A 19,049-nucleotide genomic window follows, 5' to 3' on the forward strand; every position below is an offset into this window, starting at 1 on the left:
CCTCCCTTGACGCCCCCCACTTCCAGCGCCGAACCTGCTCTGATCGCGCCGTCCCTGCGCCGACGCATGGCGTGCTGGCTCTATGAAGGCATGCTCATGTTCGGCGTCGTGTTCATCGCCGGCTACCTGTTCTCCACCCTCACCCAGACCCGGAACGCGCTGGACAACCGGCATGCACAGCAGGCCTTCCTGTTTGTCGTGTTCGGGATCTACTTCACCTGGTTCTGGGCCAAGGGCCAGACGCTGGCCATGAAGACCTGGCACATCCGTGTCGTGGACCGCCAAGGGAAGGCGATCACCCAGGCCCGCGCCCTGCTGCGCTACGTGCTGTCCTGGCTCTGGTTGCTGCCCCCGCTGGCGGTCTCAGGCCTCATGGGCCTGCCCGGCGGCGAGCTGACCGTGCTGCTGTGCGGCTGGATCGTGATCTGGGCCCTGCTCTCCCGCTTCCACCCGCAGCGCCAGTTCCTCCACGACGCCCTCGCAGGCACCCGGCTGGTGCACCAGGCCCCGCCACCCGCGCCACCGCGCGCCAAGCGCTGAACCGCCCTCGCACGATGAACGACCAGGAACCCGTTGACGCCCAGAAGCGCCGCACCGGCCTCACCCGCATGGCCCACGCCTTTCGCTACTCCCTGGCAGGCCTGCGCTCGGGCTGGGGCGAGACGGCTTTTCGCCAGGAGGCCCTGGCCTCGATGGTGATGATCCCAGCGGCATTCTGGATTGGCCGCACCTGGGTCGAGACGGCCCTGCTGGTGGCCTCGGTGGTGCTGGTGATGGTGGTGGAGCTGCTCAACACCGGCATTGAAACCGCCATCGATCGCATCGGGCCCGAGTGGCACGATCTGTCCAAACGTGCCAAGGACATGGGCAGCGCCGCCGTGCTGCTCAGCCTTGTGCTGTGCGCCGGCATCTGGATCGCCGCCCTGTGGGCCCACTGGGCCTGACACCCTTCCCTCTCCCCATGACCTCTCCGAACTTCTCCCTTTGTGTCTACTGTGGTTCGCGCCCCGGCGCCCACCCCGCCTTCACCGAGACCGCCCGCACCGTGGGCGAGTGGATCGGCCAACGCGGCGGCCAATTGGTCTATGGGGGCGGCCGCAACGGCCTGATGGGCGTGGTCGCCGAAGCCACGCTGGCCGCCGGCGGCCGCGTGGTGGGCATCATTCCGAAAGCGCTGGTGGAAAAGGAATGGGCACACCACGGCTGCACCGAGCTGCACGTGGTCGACACCATGCACGAGCGCAAGCGCATGATGGCGGAGCGGGCCGACGCCTTCGTCGCGCTGCCGGGCGGCATCGGCACCTTCGAGGAGTTCTTCGAGGTCTGGACCTGGCGCCAGCTCGGCTACCACGACAAGCCAGTCGGCCTGCTCAACGTGGGCGGCTACTACGACGGCCTGGAGACCTTTCTGCGCACCGGCGTCGAACAGCAGTTCATGAACGCCTGGCAGATGGACCTGATCCGCGTGGGCCGAGATCCGGCCACCCTGTTGCCCGAACTGGTTCAGTCCGCCGGGCTCGCGCCCGAACCCCGGATCGAAGCAATCTGAGTGTCGGAGCGGCGGGGCTCAGACCGCCGTTTCGTCTTCTTCGCCGGTGCGGATGCGCACCACGCGCTCGACCGAGGTCACGAAGATCTTGCCGTCACCGATCTTGCCGGTGCGGGCCGCGCGGATGATCGCGTCCACACAGCGATCGACGTCGTCGGTCTTGACCACCACTTCGATCTTCACCTTGGGCAGGAAGTCCACCACGTACTCGGCACCGCGGTAGAGCTCGGTGTGGCCCTTCTGCCGGCCAAAGCCCTTCACCTCGGTCACGGTCAAGCCGGTCACGCCCTGCTCGGCCAGGGCCTCGCGCACTTCCTCGAGCTTGAACGGTTTGATGACGGCGGTGATTTGTTTCATTCGGGAGCTCCGGGGGGCGTTGCGGGAAAGAGATAACTGGATTTCATTATGCCCAACGCAGGCGCCAACCTCAGGCGCGGTATTTGCTGGTGATCGGGTAGCGCCAGTCCTTGCCGAAGCTGCGGTGGGTCACGCGAATGCCCACGGGCGCCTGGCGGCGCTTGTATTCGTTGATGCGGATCAGGCGCACCACCTTGTCCACGTCGGCCCGCTCGAAGCCGGCGGCCACGATGCTCTCGGGGCTCTGGTCGTTCTCCATGTAGCGCTCGATGATCGCGTCCAGCACGGGATATTCCGGCAGGCTGTCTTGGTCCTTCTGGTCCGGTCGAAGTTCGGCGCTGGGCGGTCGCGTGATGATGCGCTCGGGGATCGGGTTGGCGCCCGTGCCGTAGGGGTCGTGCGCGTTGCGCCAGCGGGCCAGCTTGAAGACCATGGTCTTGGCCACGTCCTTGATGACAGCAAAACCGCCGGCCATGTCGCCGTACAGCGTGCAATAGCCCGTGGCCATCTCGCTCTTGTTGCCGGTGGTCAGCACGATGCTGCCGAACTTGTTGGACAGCGCCATGAGCAAGGTGCCGCGGATGCGCGCCTGCAAATTCTCTTCCGTCGTGTCCTCGGGGAGCCCGGCGAACTCGCTCGCCAGGCTGGCCTTGAAGGCCTCGAACTGCGGCGCGATGGCGATCTCGTCGTAGCGCACGCCCATGCGCGCGGCCATGTCGCGGGCATCGATCCAGGAGATGTCGGCCGTGTACGGCGACGGCATCATCACCGTGCGCACCCGGTCCTTGCCCAGCGCATCGACCGCGATGGCCAGCACCAGCGCCGAATCGATGCCGCCCGACAGGCCCAGGATGGCGCCCGGGAAGCCGTTCTTGCCCAGGTAGTCGCGCACCCCCAGCACCAGGGCATGCCACAGGTCCGCCTCCGGGCTGTGGGCACGATCGGTCGCGGCGGTGATCTGCCAGCCGGCCCCCTCCCGCGTGAAGGCCACGTCGAACAGCGTCTCCTCGAAACTCACCGCACGGCCAGCCAGGGCACCGTCGGCCGCCAGCACGAAGCTGCGGCCCTCGAAGACGATCTCGTCCTGCCCGCCCACCAGGTGCGCGTACACCAGCGGCAGGCCGGTGGACCGCACGCGCTCGCGCATGGTGGCTTCGCGCTCGCCGCCTTTGCCGGCATGGAAAGGCGAAGCGTTGATGACCGCCAGCACATCGGCACCGGCGGCCCGCGCGTCGGCGGCAGGGGCGTCGAACCAGGCGTCTTCACAGATCAGCAGACCCACCTTCACACCCGCCACGTCGATCACGCAAGGCGCGTCGCCGGGCACGAAATAGCGTCGCTCGTCGAACACCTGGTAGTTGGGCAGCTCGCGTTTGGCGTAGGTGTGGGTCACCCGGCCATCGCACAGCACGCTCGCCGCGTTGTGCAGGTAGGCCACGGCCACGCTGCGTTCGCGCCGCTCGATCGTCGTCCCGGGGGCCCGCGCCGGATGTCCCACCACGATGTGCAGGCCTTTGAGGTGGGCCGTCCCGGTCGCAATGACTTTGAGGGCATCATCACAGGCGTCGATGAACGCCGGTCGAAGGAAAAGATCTTCCGCGGCGTAACCGCAGAGGGCCAGTTCCGGCGTGAGCAGCAGGCGCGCGCCACGGGCATGGGCCTGGATGGCGGCATCGACGATTTTCCGGGCGTTGCCCACCATGTCGCCCACCACGAAGTTGAGCTGGGCCACGCAAATGGAGAGAGTCATGGGGTCTGGAAACCTTGCAGGAAAGGCCGCGAAAACGCGGTGGGCGGGAGCCGTGTTTGTCTGAAATCGATTATGTCACCCGGGTCTTCGCCTCACCGCAGGCGGTCGATGCCGGCGCCTGGAACGCCTTGCTCGACCACGAGCCCGACCCCAGTCCCTTCATGCGCCACGAGTACCTGTCCGCCCTGCACCTCAGCGGCAGCGCGCGGGAGGCCGCCGGCTGGCAGGCCCAGTTCGTGACGCTGTGGCACGGCGACGTGCTGCACGCAGCCTGCCCGATGTACCTGAAGAGCCATTCCTACGGCGAGTACGTGTTCGACTGGGCCTGGGCCAACGCGTACGCCCAGCATGGCCTGGACTACTACCCGAAGGCGCTGGTGGCCGTGCCTTTCACGCCGGTGCCGGGCGCGCGCCTGCTGGCCCGCGATCCGGCTTCGCGCGCGGCACTGGTGAAGGCCTTGATCGCGCACACCCGCGAGGAACAGCTGTCGTCGTTGCACCTGCTCTTCGTGCAACCCCGCGACATCGACGCGTGTCATGCCGCCGGCCTGATGCTCCGGCACACCGTCCAGTTCCATTGGACCCACCAGGATGCGAAGGGCCAGCCCTTCAACGACTTCGAGCACTTCCTGGGCAGCCTGCAGCAGGAGAAGCGCAAGAAGATCCGGCAGGAACGGCGCAAGGTGGCGGACGCGGGCGTGCGGTTCCGCTGGTCGCGCGGCACCGACATTTCAGAGGCCGACTGGGACTTCTTCTACCGCTGCTACGAGCGCACCTACCTCGAGCATGGCAACGCGCCCTACCTGAGTCGGGATTTTTTCCACCGCATGGCCAGGACCATGCCCCAATACTGGCTGCTGTTCATCGCCGAGCGCGAAGGCCGGCCCATGGCCTGCAGCCTGATCGGGATCGATGAGAAGACCCGCGTGGCCTACGGGCGCTACTGGGGCGCCCTGGAGCGGGTGGACTGCCTGCACTTCGAGGCCTGCTACTACCAGCCGCTGGCCTGGTGCCTGGCGCACGGTTTCGTCCGCTTCGAGGGTGGCGCCCAGGGCGAGCACAAGATGGCGCGCGCCCTGCTCCCGGTGAAGACGACCAGCGCCCATTGGCTGGCCCACCCCGCGTTCGCCGACGCAGTGGAGCGCTTCCTGGAACGCGAAGGCCAGGGCATCGGGGAGTACCTCGATCACCTGGCCTTGCGAAATCCGCTCAAGGCAACGCCTTGAGCCGGGGTTGATCAGGCCTTGTTGGCCTTGTTGTAGTTGGCGATGCCGTCCAGGATTTCCTGGTGGGCGGCGTCCTTGCCTTCCCAGCCGATCACCTTCACCCACTTGCCGGGCTCCAGGTCCTTGTAGTGCTCGAAGAAGTGCTGGATGGTGTTCAGGCGCATCGGGTTCAGGTCTTCGGGCTTCTGCCACTGGGTGTAGATCGACAGGATCTTGTCGGTCGGCACGGCCAGCACCTTGCCGTCTTCGCCGGCCTCGTCCTGCATCTTCAGGATGCCGATCGCGCGGCAGGGCACGACCACGCCGGGGATGAGGGGCACGGGCGTGATCACGAGCACGTCGACCGGGTCGCCGTCGCCGGAAATCGTCTGCGGCACATACCCGTAGTTGGTCGGGTAGTGCATGGCCGTGCTCATGAAGCGATCCACGAAGATCGCGCCGGTTTCCTTGTCCACCTCGTACTTGATCGGGTCGGCGTTCATCGGGATCTCGATGATCACGTTGAACGATTCGGGAACGTTTTTGCCAGGGGTGACGTTGTCAAGAGCCATGTTGATGAGGTCGTGGTTTGAAAAAGGGGCGTTCCGCCCCGGCAGGCCTGCCGGTGGACAAAGGCGCGCCGGGATTCGGCCCGGCGCGCCTAGGATTTACCCTGATTTTACCGACTCCAGGCTGACAAACCCGGCCAGAAAGGATGGCCAAGCGGCATTTCCCCGCTAAATTCAAGGGGTTGGCCAATCGCCCTGTTTCAACGCTGTGCAACGCAGCGCAAACCGGCAGCGAGGAAGCAACGCAGCGGGGGCAGCCCCGGAGGCGTTGCCCCCTCCAAGTCGAAACAAGCAGGAGTATTTCTCATGGTTGGACAATCTGCGCTGATCTTTGCATTGGTCTGCGGGCTGGTGGCCGTCATCTACGGCTTCTGGTCCCGCAGCTGGATTCTTTCTCAGGACGCGGGCAACGCCCGCATGCAGGAAATCGCCGGGGCCATTCAGACCGGCGCCGCGGCCTACCTCGCCCGGCAGTACAAGACGATCGGCATCGTCGGGGTGGTGCTGGCCATCCTCATCGGCGTCTTCCTCGACGGCCCCACCGCCATCGGCTTCGTGCTCGGTGCCGTGCTCTCGGGCGCCTGCGGCTTCATCGGCATGAACATCTCGGTGCGCGCCAACGTGCGCACCGCACAAGCCGCCACCAAGGGCATCGGCCCGGCGCTGGACGTGGCCTTCCGCGGCGGCGCCATCACCGGCATGCTGGTGGTGGGCCTGGGCCTGCTGGGCGTGACCGGTTTCTTCTGGTTCCTGGTGGGCAACGGCAACCTCACGCCGGCGGCCAACCTGGCCAAGCTGCTGAACCCGCTGATCGGCTTTGCCTTCGGCTCCTCGCTGATCTCCATCTTCGCGCGACTGGGCGGCGGCATCTTCACCAAGGGCGCCGACGTGGGCGCCGACCTGGTGGGCAAGGTGGAAGCCGGCATTCCGGAAGACGACCCGCGCAACCCGGCGGTGATCGCCGACAACGTGGGTGACAACGTGGGCGACTGCGCCGGCATGGCGGCCGACCTGTTCGAGACCTACGCGGTCACGCTGATCGCCACCATGGTGCTCGGCGCCCTCATGGTCGCGGCCGCGCCCATGCAGGCCGTGCTCTACCCGCTGGTGCTCGGCGGGGTGTCCATCCTGGCGTCCATCGTCGGCTGCTTCTTCGTGAAGGCCAGCCCGGGCATGAAGAACGTGATGCCCGCGCTCTACAAGGGCCTGGCGATCGCCGGCGTGCTCTCGCTGATCGCCTTCTGGTTCGTGACCGGCTGGATCATGCCGGACAACGCCATCACCGCCACCGGCAGCCAGCTGCGCCTGTTCGGCGCCTGCGCCGTCGGCCTGGTGCTGACCGCCGCGCTGGTCTGGATCACCGAGTTCTACACCGGCACGCAGTACTCGCCGGTCAAGCACATCGCCCAGGCCTCGACCACCGGCCACGGCACCAACATCATTGCCGGCCTGGGCGTGTCCATGCGCTCCACCGCCTGGCCGGTGCTGTTCGTCTGCGTCGGCATTGTGGCCTCCTACACGCTGGCGGGCCTGTACGGCATCGCCATCGCCGCCACCGCCATGCTGAGCATGGCCGGCATCGTGGTCGCGCTGGACGCCTACGGCCCCATCACCGACAACGCCGGCGGCATCGCCGAAATGGCCGAACTGCCCAGCAGCGTGCGCGACATCACCGACCCGCTGGACGCGGTGGGCAACACCACCAAGGCCGTGACCAAGGGCTACGCCATCGGCTCCGCCGGCCTGGCCGCGCTGGTGCTGTTCGCCGACTACACCCACAAGCTGGAAACCTACGGCCACCAGATCAAGTTCGACCTGAGCGACCCGATGGTGATCATCGGCCTGTTCATCGGCGGCATGATCCCCTACCTCTTCGGCGCCATGGCGATGGAGGCCGTGGGCCGCGCCGCCGGCTCGGTGGTGGTGGAGGTGCGCCGCCAGTTCAAGGAGATCCCCGGCATCATGGAAGGCACGGCCAAGCCCGAGTACGGCAAGGCGGTCGACATGCTGACCACGGCGGCCATCAAGGAAATGGTGATTCCCTCGCTGCTGCCCGTGGTGGTGCCGATCCTGGTCGGCGTGTTCCTGGGCCCGAAGGCGCTCGGCGGTCTGCTGATGGGCACCATCGTCACCGGCCTGTTCGTGGCCATCTCCATGTGCACCGGCGGCGGCGCCTGGGACAACGCCAAGAAGTACATCGAAGACGGCCACCACGGCGGCAAGGGCAGCGAGGCGCACAAGGCCGCCGTGACCGGCGACACCGTGGGCGACCCCTACAAGGACACGGCCGGCCCGGCCGTCAACCCGCTGATCAAGATCATCAACATCGTGGCACTGCTGATCGTGCCGCTGCTGCCGCTGGCGGCCTGATCCTGCCTCAGCAGTTCAAAGGGCCCGCTTCGGCGGGCCTTTTTTCTGGGTGGCCCCTGCCAGCAGGCGAACCACCGCGCGGGCACTGGGTGTGAGGCGATCGAGCTGGGCCGCTTCGCCACGTTCGATCGCCTGCAGCACCAGCTCCTGAATGCCCCCCACGGCCGCGACGGCCATGGTGGGTGTGAGCACCTCGCCGTCCGCGTTGATGGTCTCGAGCATGAAATCGGCCAGGTGCTGCATCACCTCACGGCGCACCAGCGCCCCTGCCGGCCCAAGGTGATGGATCTCGACAAAGAGCATGCGGATGAGCTGCGGGCCGCTGGCGAGGTGCGCGAAATACGCGCCCAGGGCGTGCTCGACCTGGTCCTGCCAAGGCTGTTCGGGTCGCACGGCCTCGCGCAAGGTGCGCAGCGCGGACGCACTGGCCGCCCGGTACAGCTCGAGAAAGCAGGCGTCCTTGTCCGTGAAATGCTCGTAAAACGTCCGTTTGGACACACCCGCCTCGGCCACCACGGCCGCGATCGACGTGGCCGCCAGCCCCTGGGCCGCCGCCACGGTGGCCATGGCCTGCAGCAGGCGCCCACGGTGCTCGTTCGGCACGGAGGCGTCGTCGCTGCGGGTGTTTTTCGGTTTCATGGACGGGCATCTTAGGGCCTGCACCCCCGATCGTTCACCGCTTGACAGCCCGCACCGAAACACGCACCATCGCGGACTGGTACGACACGGTACCAATCTGTTTGACACCCTCACCCACGCCATGACCGAACTCGTTGTCCGCCGCCTGCTGATCGATCTGGAACAACCCGTGGCCCGCCACTGGTGCGGCGGCGACGCCTTTCTCACCGCCTGGTTCAACGCGCTGTCGATGAGCTTTCCCATCGGCGAGCAGTTCTTCATCGACTCGGTGCGCAACGGTTTCAAGACCCTGCCGCCCGAGCGCCAGACCGGGCTGCAGGCCGAAGTCCAGGGCTTCGTGGGCCAGGAGGCCACCCACCGGCGCATCCACGCGCTGTTCAACGCGCAGATCGAAAAGCACGGCCTGGTGAACGACTGGGAGCCCCGGGCGCGCGAGCGCCTCCAGCAGCTGGAGGGCACCGACCCGCGCCACGGCCTGGCCATCACGGCGGCCAACGAACATTTCACCGCCCTGTTCGCCGAGTGGCTGTTGTCGCACCCCCAGTTGCTGGACGGCAGCGAACCCCGATTGAAAACCCTGTGGCTGTGGCACAGCGCCGAAGAGGCCGAACACAAATGCACCGCCTTCGACCTGTACCAGGCGCTGGGCGGCAGCCACACCTGGCGCACGACCTGGATGCGCCGCATCACGCTGGTCTTTCTCACCGACACCTTGCGCCAGACGGTGAACAACCTGAAGCGCGACGGCACGCTCTGGCGCTGGAGCACCTGGCGCAGCGCGGCCCGCCACATGCTCGGCCGCGACGGCCTGCTGCGCCAGTCCTTCAAGCCCTGGCGCGCCTACTTCCGCCGCGACTTCCACCCGGACCAGCAATCCAGCGAGCTCTCCGCCCACTGGCTGCGCGACAACGCCACGCAATACACCCGGGTGGGACGCGCCGAGCCGGCCTGACCCGGCTCCGACCGGAAATGCCCTCGTGGCGACACCGGTACCCCCGGGCATGGCGGTGCGCTCTGGTGGTCACTCGCCCATAATCGGCCCATGTCCGAACGCGTCATTCCCCTGATCGACCAGCGCCTGGCCTCCGTGCCTGCGCGCGTGCCCCCGGTGGCCTCGGCCCCCACGGGCTGGCTCGTCGACGCGCGGGGCCGCCCGCTGCGCGATCTGCGCATCAGCGTGACCGACCGCTGCAACTTCCGCTGCAGCTACTGCATGCCGAAGGACATCTTCGACAAGGACTACCCCTACCTGCCGCACAGCTCGCTGCTGACCTTCGAGGAAATCACGCGCGTGGCCCGCCAGTTCGTCGCGCACGGCGTGCAGAAGATCCGCCTCACCGGCGGCGAACCGCTGCTGCGCAAGAACCTCGAAATCCTCATCGAACAGCTGGCCGCGCTGCGCACGGTGGAAGGCGAACCGCTGGACATCACGCTGACCACCAACGGCTCGCTGCTCGCGCGCAAGGCGAATGCCCTCAAGGCCGCCGGCCTGCGGCGCGTCACGGTCAGCCTGGACGGCCTGGACGACACCATCTTCCGCGCCATGAACGACGTGGACTTTCCCGTCGCGGATGTGCTCGACGGCATCGCCGCCGCGCAGGCCGCAGGCCTGGGCCCGATCAAGGTCAACATGGTGGTCAAGCGCGGCACCAACGACCACGAGATCCTGGCCATGGCCCGCCACTTCAAGGGCACGGGCATCGTGCTGCGCTTCATCGAATACATGGACGTGGGCGCCACCAACGGCTGGCGCATGGACGAGGTGATGCCCAGCGCGGAGGTGGTGCAACGCATCCACCGCGAACTCCCGCTGGTGCAGCTCGACGCGTCGGCCCCGGGCGAAACCGCCGAGCGTTGGGCCTATGCCGACGGCTCGGGCGAGATCGGCGTGATCAGCAGCGTGACGCAGGCCTTCTGCAGCGACTGCAACCGCGCCCGCCTGTCCACCGAAGGCCAGCTCTACCTCTGCCTGTTCGCCAGCCAGGGCCACGACCTGCGCCACCTGATTCGCGGCAACGCCACGGACGAGCAGCTCGCCAGCGCGATCGCGGCGATCTGGCAAGGCCGCAGCGACCGTTACTCCGAGCTGCGCGCCAGCCTACCGCCCGAGGCCGGTGCAGGTACACGTCGTGTCGAGATGAGCTACATCGGCGGTTAAGCACAACAGATGATCCACTCCCATCAAATCACGGGCCTCGTGCTCGCCGGCGGTCGCGGCTCGCGCATGGGCGGCGTCGACAAGGGCCTGCAGAACTTCAACGGCACGCCGCTGGCGCTGCACACCCTGCTGCGGCTGCAGATGCAGGAAGGCGGGCTGGTCGGCGGGCAGATGGTCAACGCCAACCGCAACCTCGCGGCCTATGAGGCCTTCGGCGTGCCGGTATGGCCCGACACCCTGGACGGCTACGCCGGGCCCCTGGCCGGCTTCATGACCGGCCTGGAGCGCTGCGAAACGCCCTACCTGCTCACGGCACCCTGCGACACCCCCCTCTTCCCGCTCGACCTCGCCGTGCGCCTGGCGCAAGCCTTCGAGGACGACCGCACCGAGATCGCCATGGCCGCCGCACGGGAAGAAGACGGCCAGTTGCGACCCCAGCCGGTGTTCTGCCTGCTGCGGGTGGAGCTCATGGAAAGCCTGCTGGTCTTCACCCAGGCCGGCGGGCGCAAGATCGACCGCTGGACCGACCAGCACCGCACGGTGATCGTGCCCTTCGACCGGCCGGGCGACGACCCCAAGGCCTTCTTCAACACCAACACCCTGGCCGAACTGCACGCCCTCGAAAAGAGCTGAGCGCCCCGGCCATCCGTTCGTTTGTCCATGAAATCCATCGAGCAGATCGCGGCCGAACTGCAGGGCTACGACCCGCAGGCCATCAGCGCCGAGCGCGTCAACGACTTCCTGGCCCGCCTGGTCGAGCCGGTCACCGCCACCGAAGACCTGGGCGTGTTCGACGCACTGGGCCGCGTGCTGGCGCAGGACGTGGTCTCGCCCATCAGCGTGCCGCCGCACGACAACTCCGCCATGGACGGCTTCGCTTTCGACAGCCGGCAGCTGCGCCCGGGCGAGCCGCTGGGCCTGCGCGTCGTGGGCACCGCCTTCGCAGGCAAGGCCTGGGCCGGCGCCGTGGGTGCGGGCGAGTGCCTGAAGATCATGACCGGCGCCATCATGCCGGCCGGGCTGGACACCGTGGTGCCGCTGGAATTCGTGAAAGCGGAGGGCGAGCGCATCGAGGTGCCGCCCAACGTGGTGAGCGCGGGCGACAACCGCCGCCTGCTGGGCGAAGACCTCATGGCCGGTGAAGCCGCCCTCCGCCAGGGCCAGGCGCTGGGCCCGGCGGCGCTGGGCCTGCTGGCCAGCCTGGGCCTGCCCAGCGTGAAGGTGTTTCGCCGTGTGAAGGTGGCCTACTTCTCCACTGGCGACGAGATCCTGAGCCTGGGCGAAGCGCCGCGCGAAGGCGCGGTGTACGACAGCAATCGCTACACCGTCTTCGGCCTGCTCACCCGCCTGGGCGTGGAGGTGATCGACATGGGCGTGGTGCGCGATGAGCCGGCCGATCTGGAAGCGGCCTTCCGCACCGCCGCCCTCAAGGCCGACGCCATCATCACCAGCGGCGGCGTGAGCATGGGCGAGGCCGACCACACCAAGGCCATGATGAAGCAGCTCGGCGACGTGGCCTTCTGGCGCATCGCGATGCGCCCGGGCCGCCCCATGGCGGTCGGCCGCATCGATGAGGCTGGCAAGAGCGCCGTGCTGTTCGGCCTGCCGGGCAATCCGGTCGCGGTGATGGTCACCTTCCTGGCCTTCGTGCGCCCGGCCCTGCAGCGCCTGATGGGCGGCACGGCCAGCGCGCCGGTGCTGCTGCAGGCACGCAGCGGCGAAGCCCTGCGCAAGAAGCCGGGCCGCACCGAGTACCAGCGCGGCATCGTCACCCGCACGCCCGACGGCGCGCTCAGCGTGCGCACCACGGGCAACCAGGGTTCGGGCGTGCTCAGCTCGATGGTCGAGGCCAACGGCCTGATCGTGCTGCACCACAGCCAAGGCAATGTGGCCGTGGGCGACCCGGTGGACGTGATGATGTTCGACGGCGCGATCTGACCCGGCTCACTTGGCCGGGATGGCGGCCTCGGGGTGGCCACCGTGCTGCGCGGCCTTCGCCTTTGAATGGGACTTGTCGCGCGAGAGCAGCGTGTACATGGTGGGCACGACGAAGATGGTCAGCAGCGTGCCCACGCTCATGCCGCCCACGATCACCCAGCCGATCTGCTGCCGGCTCTCGGCCCCCGCACCGGACGCCAACGCCAGCGGGATGGCGCCCAGCACCATGGCGCCGGTGGTCATCAGGATGGGGCGCAGGCGCAGCGCGGCCGACTGCCGGACCGCCTCGAACTTCTCCAGGCCCTGGTCGCGCAGCTGGTTGGCGAACTCCACGATCAGGATGCCGTGCTTGGTGATCAGGCCCACCAGCGTGATGAGCCCGATCTGGCTGAACACGTTGATCGTGCCGCCCGTCAGCTTGAGCGCCAGCAGCGCGCCCATCATTGAGAGCGGCACGCTGAGCATGATGATGAAGGGATCGACGAAGCTCTCGAACTGCGCCGCCAGCACCAGGTAGATGAACAGCAGCGAGAGCGCGAAGACGATGGCCAGCGAGCCCGAGGCGTTGCGGAACTCGCGGCTCTGGCCGTTCAGGTCGGTGGTGTAGCCCGCGGGAAGCACCTCGCGCGCGGTCTTGTCCATGAACTGCAGCGCTTCGCCCAGCGCGTAGTCGGGCGCCAGGTTGGCGGTGAGGGACGCGCTGCGGCGCTGGCCGAAGTGGTTGAGCTCGCGCGGCACCACCACCTCGCTGATCTTCACCAGCGAGGCGAGCGGAATCATCGCGTCGTTGCGCCCGCGCACGAACAGGCGGTCGATGTCCTCGGGCGTGCTGCGGTTGCCCGAGACCGTCTGCACCACCACGTCGTACTGCTCGCCATCGCGCTTGTAGCGCGTGACGATGCGGCCACCCAGCATGGTCTCGACGGTGCGCGCGATGGCGTCCACGTTCACGCCCATGTCGGCCGCGCGCTCGCGGTCCACGTCCATTCGGATCTCGGGCTTGTTCAGGCGCAGGTCGGTGTCGATCTGCACCAGGCCCGGGTTCTTGCTGAGTTCGTCCTGGAAGCGGCGCACGGTCTGCGCCAGGTTCTCGTAGCTGTCGGAGGTGACGATCACGTAGTTGATCGGGCGCTCGCGAAAGCCCTGGCCAAGCGAGGGCGGTGTGATCGGGAAGGCGCTGATGCCCGGCAGCGACGCCAGGCGCGGCGTGATCTCGCGCGCGATCCGCTGCGTGGAGCGCTCGCGCTCTTCCCAGGGCAGCGCGCGCATGAACACCACGCCCTGGGCCACCGAGGGGTTGCCCACGTTGACGAAGATGCGGTCGAACTCGGGGTAGTCCTGGGCGATGTTCTCGATCGCCTCGGCGTACTTGCGGGTGTAGGCGAGCGTGGCGCCGTCCGGGCCGTTGATGTTCGCCAGGATCACGCCGCGGTCCTCGATCGGCGCCAGCTCCTGGCGCATGGTCTGCAGCATCCACGCGCTGGCCAGCGCGCTGCCGGCCATGACGGCCACCACCAGCCAGCGCACCCGCAGCGAGGCGCCCAGCGCGCGGCTGAAGCCGCGCGTGACGGCGTTGAGCACGCGCTCCATGCCGCGGTCGAAACGGCCCGGGTTCGGGTTGTGCCGCAGCAGCTTGGAGCACAGCATGGGCGAGAGCGTGAGCGCCACGAAACCCGAGACCACCACCGCGCCGGCCAGCGCCAGCGCGAACTCGGCGAACAGGCGGCCGGTGCGGCCGGGCGTGAAGGCCAGCGGCGCGTACACCGCAGCGAGCGTGAGCGTCATCGCCACGATGGCGAAGCCGATTTCGCGCGCGCCCTGGATCGCCGCGTCGAAGGGCTTCATGCCCTCCTCGATGTGCCGGTAGATGTTCTCCAGCATCACGATGGCATCGTCCACCACCAGGCCGATGGCCAGCACCAGGGCCAGCAGCGTGAGCGTGTTGATGGAAAAGCCGAACATCGCCATCAGTGCGAACGCGCCGATCAGGCTGACCGGGATGGTCATGAGCGGGATGATCGAGGCGCGCAGGGTGCGCAGGAACACGAAGATGACCAGCGCCACCAGCACCACGGCCTCGGCGATGGTGGTGTAGACCGCCTTGATCGAGCGGTCGATGAAGACCGAGTTGTCGTTGGCGACATCCACGTTCACGCCGGCCGGCAGGTCCTGCTTGACCTTCTCCAGCATCTGCCGCACGGCGGCCGAGAGCTCCAGCGGGTTGGCCGTCGCCTGCCGGATCACGCCGAGCGAGACCGCGTCGCGGCCGTTGAGCCGCACCGAGGTGCGCTCGTCCTGCGGCGCCTGCACCACCCGTGCAACGTCACCGATGCGGATGGTCTGGCCGTTGATGGTGCGGATCGCCACGGCCGCGAACTGCGCGGGCGTCTGCAGGTCGGTCGCGGCGGTCACGTTGAACTCGCGCAGCGTGCTCTCGATGCGACCGGCCGGCACCTCCAAGTTGGAGCGGCGCAACGCGTCCTCGACGTCCTGCACGGTCAGCGCGTAGGCGGCCAGGCGGTCCGGGTCCATCCAGATGCGCATGGAGTAGCGGCGCTCGCCGTACACGCGCACCTCGGCCGCGCCGGGCGCCGTCTGCAGCACCGGCTTGGCCAGGCGGTTGGCGAAGTCGCTGAGCTGCAGCGCGCTGTGGGTGTCGGAGGTGAGGGCCAGCCAGATCACGGGCGAGGCGTCGGCCTCCACCTTGGCGATCACCGGCTCGTCCACGTCCTGCGGCAGTCGCTGGCGCACGCGGCTGACCTTGTCGCGCACGTCGGCGGCGGCCGAGTCGGGGTCGCGCTCGAGCTTGAAGCGCACCGTGATCTGGCTCTGCTCCTGTCGGCTGATCGAGGTGATCACGTCCAGCCCCTCGATGCCCGCGAGCGAGTCCTCCAGCGGCTTGGTGACCTGCGATTCGATCACCTCGCTGGACGCCCCGCCGAAGCGCGTGGAGACCGTGACGGTGGGCTCATCGATCTTGGGGTACTCGCGCACCGTCAGGCCGTTGAACGACACGATGCCCACCAGCAGGATGAGCAGGGACAGCACCGAGGCGAACACCGGGCGCCGGATCGAGATCTCAGGCAATTGCATGGAGACTCCAGGAACGGGCCGCGCTCAGCGGGCCAGCGCCGCCATGTTCACGACCCTCACGGCCGTGCCGTCGCGCTGCAGCCGCTGCTGGCCGGCGATCACCACCGCGTCGCCCTGCTGCAGCCCGCTGACCACCTCGACCTCCGAGCCCCGGCGCGCGCCCAGGGCCACCTCGACCCGGCGCGAAAGGCGCTTCTTCGCGTCACCCTCGCCCTGTTCGTCGAGCACGTAGGCGTACTGCTTTCCCGCCTGGGGCACCAGCGCTTCCTCGGGCACCACCAGCGCGCGCTCGTTGACCGAGAAAACGATCAGCACGCGCGCAAACATGCCGGGGCGCAGCACGTTGTCGGCCGCCGGCGGCATGACGGCGCGCACGGAGATCGAGCGGCCGTTGGCGTCGAGCAGCGGGTCCACCGCCAGCACCTTGGCCTCGAACGGCCGGTTCGGCAGGGCATCGAGCTGCACCTGCACCACCTGGCCCGGGGCGAGCTGGCTCTGGTAGCGCTCAGGCAACCGGAAGTCCACCGTGAGCATGGACGTGTCCTCGAGGTTCACGAGGCTGTCGCCGTCCTTCACGTAGGCCCCCAGGTTGATGCTGCGCAAACCCACGGTGCCGGCGAACGGGGCGGTGATGCGCATGCGCTGCAGCCGCGCATCGGCAAGGGCCACCTGGGCCTCGGCCACTTGCAGGTTGGCCTGACTTTCCTCGACCACGCGCTGGGCCACGAAGTTCTGTGCCACCAGCTCCTGATTGCGCTTGAGATTGGCGCGCGCGATGGACAGCTGGGCCTGCGCCTGGCTCAACTCGGCCCGCTGCAAGGTGTCGTCCAGTTGCACCAGCAGTTGCCCGGCCTTGACCCGGGCGCCGTCCGCAAAGACGATCCGGGCCACCCGGCCGCTGGTCTCGGGCTTGAGCGTCACGCTCTGGCGGGACCGCAGCGTGCCCACGGCCTGGGCATCGTCCTGCAGCCGGATGGTTTTCACCCGGGTCACTTCCACGCCGGGTGCGCCACCCCCGGCGGCCCCCGGTCCTGCGCCGGTGCCCGTGCCGGCCACGGGCGCCGCCGCCTTGTCCCGGTTCTGCAGCCACCAGGCCGCACCGGAGGCCAGCCCGATGCCGACGACGGCCACCACCACGTAAAGCGCTTTGTTCGCCATGGATTCCACTGCCCCGGGGGAAAGGACGCCCTACCCGCGGGGGTACGGCACAGATCGATGAAACGAAATGTAGCAGCGGCGAGGGGCGACCGGTGACCGGATTTCCCCTCAGAAACTCAGCCCGGCACGCCCCGGTTGGCCAGGGCGTCGGCCCGTTCATTGCCCGGATCGCCAGCATGGCCTTTGACCCAGTGCCATTCGATCTGGTGGGGCCCGGCGTGCACCAGGCCGTCGAGCTTGCGCCAGAGATCGGCGTTCTTCACCGGTTGCTTCGAGGCCGTGACCCAGCCCTTGCGTTTCCAGCCGTGGATCCACTCGGTGATGCCCTGGCGCACGTACTGGCTGTCGAGGTACAGCGACACCTGGCAGGGGCGCTTGAGCGCGGCCAGGCCTTCGATCACCGCGGTGAGTTCCATGCGGTTGTTGGTGGTTTCGCGCTCGCCGCCCCACAGCTCTTTCTCGAATCCCTCCGACTTGAGGTACACGCCCCAGCCTCCCGGCCCCGGGTTGCCCTTGCAGGCACCGTCGGTGTAGATCACCACATGGTTCAAACCAAACTCCTGAATACAAAAAAGAAGGGGGATGCGCGGCGGCAATCAGTGCCGGTGGGTCACCGGCACCGGGGCAGCCGAAGCGGCGCGGCGCGGCTTCCAGGCCGGGCCCAGCAGGCGCATGCCGCGCACGCGCTTGACCGCCACCACGAAGTAGACCGCCCCGAAGATGGGCCACCAGCGGGCGCCCGCGCGGTCCAGCCAGGCGTAGCGCTGCAACCAGGTCTCGGTGTGCATCGCCGGGCGGTAGCAGCCGAAGCGGTCCGACTCTACTTCAAAACCAAGCAGCCTCAGCCAGTCGCGCAGCCGCCAGGGGCCGATGAAATCGCCCGCCTCGGGCAGGTACAGGCTGGAGGCGCCAAAGGCGTTGAGGCCGATCCGGCCGCAGAAGCGACCGCGCCCCTGGCGCAGGCCCCACAGGCTCGCGGGGTTGAAGCCGGAGATCACCACCCGGCCTTCCGGCACGAGCACGCGCTCCACCTCGCGCAGCACGTGGTGCGGGTCGGCACTGAACTCCAGCGTGTGGGGCAGCACCACGAGGTCCAGGCTGGCTTCCGGGAACGGCAGGGCCGCGGCATCGGTGATCAGGGCCACGCGCGCAGCGCGCGCCTCCTGGCCGGCCAACAACACCTCGGGCAGGGCCAGCCAGCGGTGCGGCATGCGGTTGGCCTGCAGACCCTCCAACTGAGGCAGACCGAGCTGCAAGGCGTTGTAGCCGAACAGATCGGCCACCGCCAGGTCGAACTGGTCCTGCTCCCACGCCAGCAGGTACTGGCCGGGCGCGGTCGAAAACCAATCGGTCAACCCTATAATTTTTGCGGTCATGTGCGGTGTGGGGCCGATGCCGGTTCCGGTGGGAAGTCTGCGACACTGCAAACCACCGGGAAGGCCAGCCCGCACTCTACACGCCCTTACCCGACATTCACCCCATGCATCTCATTCCGATCCCGGCCTTCAGCGACAACTACATCTGGGCCCTGCACGACGGCGCCCGGGCGCTGGTCGTGGACCCCGGCGAGTCCGCCGGCGTGGCCCGCTGGCTGAAGCAGGAAGGCCTGCGGCTGGACACCATCCTGATCACCCACCACCACGCGGACCACACCGGCGGTGTCGTCGAACTGCGCGAAGCCACCGGCGCGCGCGTGATCGGCCCGGCCTACGAGCCCATGCCCGAACCGCTGCAGCGTGTCGGCGAGGGTGAGTCGGTGGAGGTGCTCGGTCTGCGCTTCGACGTGATCGAGGTGCCGGGCCACACCGCCGGGCACATTGCCTACTACACGCCTGCCATGGACGGTGCACCGCTGCTGTTCTGCGGCGACACGCTGTTCTCGGGTGGCTGCGGCCGCCTGTTCGAGGGCACGCCGGCCCAGATGCTGGATTCGCTCACCCGGCTGGCCGCCCTGCCCAGCCACACCCGCGTGTGTTGCACCCACGAATACACGCTGTCCAACCTCAAGTTCGCGCAGGCGGTCGAGCCTGGCAATGCCGAGCTGGCGGCCTACACCGCCCGCTGCCAGGCGCAACGCGCGCAGAACTTTCCCACGCTGCCCAGCTCCATCGGGCTGGAAAAACAGATCAATCCCTTTTTGCGCACGGACGAAACCGCGGTCGTGCAATCCGCCCAGGCCCATGAGCCGGGCATTGCCGCCGATCCCGTATCGGTTTTCGCCACGCTGCGCGAATGGAAAAACAATTTCAGATGACCCCTGCCT

The 19,049-nt window shown here is 68.0% G+C and carries 18 protein-coding genes; 10 read left to right on the forward strand and 8 right to left on the reverse strand.

The window, feature by feature from the left end; genetic code table 11:
* From AC07ZS_RS27240 to AC07ZS_RS27250, 3 genes are all read left to right on the forward strand, one after another.
* Positions 1-540 (forward strand): RDD family protein (locus tag AC07ZS_RS27240; protein ID WP_494801579.1); only part of this gene is annotated, 540 nt, incomplete at its 5' end.
* Positions 541-554: 14 nt separating this feature from the next.
* A complete protein-coding gene (locus tag AC07ZS_RS27245; protein WP_494801580.1) occupies positions 555-944 on the forward strand; it encodes a diacylglycerol kinase in 390 nt (129 codons plus the stop codon).
* A 17-nt stretch (positions 945-961) separates the two neighbouring features.
* Entirely contained in the window at positions 962-1,549 is a 588-nt protein-coding gene (locus tag AC07ZS_RS27250) for an LOG family protein (protein ID WP_494801581.1), read from the forward strand.
* An 18-nt stretch (positions 1,550-1,567) separates the two neighbouring features.
* On the opposite strand, the gene AC07ZS_RS27255 is transcribed toward AC07ZS_RS27250, so the two are convergent.
* Positions 1,568-1,906, reverse strand: coding sequence for a P-II family nitrogen regulator (locus AC07ZS_RS27255; RefSeq protein ID WP_494801582.1), 339 nt, complete (start codon positions 1,904-1,906; stop codon positions 1,568-1,570).
* Positions 1,907-1,976: 70 nt separating this feature from the next.
* Positions 1,977-3,656, reverse strand: a complete 1,680-nt coding sequence (locus AC07ZS_RS27260; RefSeq protein ID WP_494801583.1) for an NAD+ synthase — start codon at positions 3,654-3,656, stop codon at positions 1,977-1,979.
* A gap of 56 nt (positions 3,657-3,712) precedes the next feature.
* Here AC07ZS_RS27260 and AC07ZS_RS27265 point away from each other — a divergent pair, with 56 nt between their 5' ends.
* Positions 3,713-4,882, forward strand: a complete 1,170-nt coding sequence (locus AC07ZS_RS27265; protein ID WP_494801584.1) for a GNAT family N-acetyltransferase — start codon at positions 3,713-3,715, stop codon at positions 4,880-4,882.
* A gap of 11 nt (positions 4,883-4,893) precedes the next feature.
* On the opposite strand, the gene ppa is transcribed toward AC07ZS_RS27265, so the two are convergent.
* Positions 4,894-5,433, reverse strand: a complete 540-nt coding sequence (gene ppa / locus AC07ZS_RS27270) for an inorganic diphosphatase (protein WP_494801585.1) — start codon at positions 5,431-5,433, stop codon at positions 4,894-4,896.
* A gap of 303 nt (positions 5,434-5,736) precedes the next feature.
* Here ppa and AC07ZS_RS27275 point away from each other — a divergent pair, with 303 nt between their 5' ends.
* Entirely contained in the window at positions 5,737-7,800 is a 2,064-nt protein-coding gene (locus tag AC07ZS_RS27275) for a sodium-translocating pyrophosphatase (RefSeq protein WP_494801586.1), read from the forward strand.
* Positions 7,801-7,815: 15 nt separating this feature from the next.
* Here the strand turns inward: AC07ZS_RS27275 and AC07ZS_RS27280 are convergent, their stop codons facing one another.
* Complete coding sequence (locus AC07ZS_RS27280) at positions 7,816-8,439, reverse strand: TetR/AcrR family transcriptional regulator (protein ID WP_494801587.1); 624 nt, start codon at positions 8,437-8,439, stop codon at positions 7,816-7,818.
* Between the two features lie 121 nt (positions 8,440-8,560).
* Between AC07ZS_RS27280 and AC07ZS_RS27285 the strand changes: the two genes are divergently transcribed.
* The 4 genes from AC07ZS_RS27285 to moeA all read left to right on the forward strand — a co-directional run bounded on the left by AC07ZS_RS27285 (position 8,561) and on the right by moeA (position 12,535).
* Positions 8,561-9,391, forward strand: a complete 831-nt coding sequence (locus tag AC07ZS_RS27285; RefSeq protein ID WP_494801588.1) for a metal-dependent hydrolase — start codon at positions 8,561-8,563, stop codon at positions 9,389-9,391.
* A 90-nt stretch (positions 9,392-9,481) separates the two neighbouring features.
* Positions 9,482-10,597, forward strand: a complete 1,116-nt coding sequence (moaA, locus tag AC07ZS_RS27290) for a GTP 3',8-cyclase MoaA (protein WP_494801589.1) — start codon at positions 9,482-9,484, stop codon at positions 10,595-10,597.
* Positions 10,598-10,606: 9 nt separating this feature from the next.
* Positions 10,607-11,230, forward strand: coding sequence for a molybdenum cofactor guanylyltransferase MobA (mobA, locus tag AC07ZS_RS27295; RefSeq protein WP_494801590.1), 624 nt, complete (start codon positions 10,607-10,609; stop codon positions 11,228-11,230).
* Between the two features lie 27 nt (positions 11,231-11,257).
* Positions 11,258-12,535, forward strand: coding sequence for a molybdopterin molybdotransferase MoeA (gene moeA, locus AC07ZS_RS27300; RefSeq protein WP_494801591.1), 1,278 nt, complete (start codon positions 11,258-11,260; stop codon positions 12,533-12,535).
* A 6-nt stretch (positions 12,536-12,541) separates the two neighbouring features.
* Here moeA and AC07ZS_RS27305 read toward each other — a convergent pair whose 3' ends face one another.
* The 4 genes from AC07ZS_RS27305 to AC07ZS_RS27320 form a co-directional block, all read right to left on the reverse strand.
* Positions 12,542-15,628 carry an efflux RND transporter permease subunit gene (locus AC07ZS_RS27305; protein ID WP_494801592.1) on the reverse strand — a complete coding sequence of 1,029 codons (3,087 nt, stop codon included), beginning with the start codon at positions 15,626-15,628 and terminating at the stop codon, positions 12,542-12,544.
* A 24-nt stretch (positions 15,629-15,652) separates the two neighbouring features.
* The gene (locus AC07ZS_RS27310; RefSeq protein ID WP_494801593.1) at positions 15,653-16,786 is read right to left on the reverse strand and encodes an efflux RND transporter periplasmic adaptor subunit; all 1,134 of its coding nucleotides are present in this window, start codon (positions 16,784-16,786) and stop codon (positions 15,653-15,655) included.
* 116 nt (positions 16,787-16,902) lie between these two features.
* A complete protein-coding gene (gene rnhA, locus AC07ZS_RS27315; RefSeq protein ID WP_494801594.1) occupies positions 16,903-17,337 on the reverse strand; it encodes a ribonuclease HI in 435 nt (144 codons plus the stop codon).
* 45 nt (positions 17,338-17,382) lie between these two features.
* Entirely contained in the window at positions 17,383-18,162 is a 780-nt protein-coding gene (locus AC07ZS_RS27320; protein WP_494801595.1) for a class I SAM-dependent methyltransferase, read from the reverse strand.
* 104 nt (positions 18,163-18,266) lie between these two features.
* On the opposite strand from AC07ZS_RS27320, the gene gloB reads away from it, so the two are divergent.
* The gene (gloB, locus tag AC07ZS_RS27325; protein WP_494801596.1) at positions 18,267-19,040 is read left to right on the forward strand and encodes a hydroxyacylglutathione hydrolase; all 774 of its coding nucleotides are present in this window, start codon (positions 18,267-18,269) and stop codon (positions 19,038-19,040) included.
* Positions 19,041-19,049 lie beyond the last annotated feature (9 nt).

This window comes from Hydrogenophaga sp. GW456-12-10-14-TSB4, from assembly GCF_059424305.1.

Excerpts from the sequence above, each read along its gene's own strand:
- AC07ZS_RS27260 (WP_494801583.1), bottom strand. The coding sequence starts at position 3,656 with ATGACTCTCTCCATTTGCGTGGCCCAGCTCAACTTCGTGGTGGGCGAC.
- gloB (WP_494801596.1), top strand. The coding sequence starts at position 18,267 with ATGCATCTCATTCCGATCCCGGCCTTCAGCGACAACTACATCTGGGCC.
- AC07ZS_RS27320 (WP_494801595.1), bottom strand. The coding sequence starts at position 18,162 with ATGACCGCAAAAATTATAGGGTTGACCGATTGGTTTTCGACCGCGCCC.
- AC07ZS_RS27285 (WP_494801588.1), top strand. The coding sequence starts at position 8,561 with ATGACCGAACTCGTTGTCCGCCGCCTGCTGATCGATCTGGAACAACCC.
- moeA (WP_494801591.1), top strand. The coding sequence starts at position 11,258 with ATGAAATCCATCGAGCAGATCGCGGCCGAACTGCAGGGCTACGACCCG.
- moaA (WP_494801589.1), top strand. The coding sequence starts at position 9,482 with ATGTCCGAACGCGTCATTCCCCTGATCGACCAGCGCCTGGCCTCCGTG.
- AC07ZS_RS27255 (WP_494801582.1), bottom strand. The coding sequence starts at position 1,906 with ATGAAACAAATCACCGCCGTCATCAAACCGTTCAAGCTCGAGGAAGTG.
- AC07ZS_RS27275 (WP_494801586.1), top strand. The coding sequence starts at position 5,737 with ATGGTTGGACAATCTGCGCTGATCTTTGCATTGGTCTGCGGGCTGGTG.
- AC07ZS_RS27305 (WP_494801592.1), bottom strand. The coding sequence starts at position 15,628 with ATGCAATTGCCTGAGATCTCGATCCGGCGCCCGGTGTTCGCCTCGGTG.
- AC07ZS_RS27310 (WP_494801593.1), bottom strand. The coding sequence starts at position 16,786 with ATGGCGAACAAAGCGCTTTACGTGGTGGTGGCCGTCGTCGGCATCGGG.
- ppa (WP_494801585.1), bottom strand. The coding sequence starts at position 5,433 with ATGGCTCTTGACAACGTCACCCCTGGCAAAAACGTTCCCGAATCGTTC.
- AC07ZS_RS27250 (WP_494801581.1), top strand. The coding sequence starts at position 962 with ATGACCTCTCCGAACTTCTCCCTTTGTGTCTACTGTGGTTCGCGCCCC.
- AC07ZS_RS27245 (WP_494801580.1), top strand. The coding sequence starts at position 555 with ATGAACGACCAGGAACCCGTTGACGCCCAGAAGCGCCGCACCGGCCTC.
- mobA (WP_494801590.1), top strand. The coding sequence starts at position 10,607 with ATGATCCACTCCCATCAAATCACGGGCCTCGTGCTCGCCGGCGGTCGC.
- AC07ZS_RS27280 (WP_494801587.1), bottom strand. The coding sequence starts at position 8,439 with ATGAAACCGAAAAACACCCGCAGCGACGACGCCTCCGTGCCGAACGAG.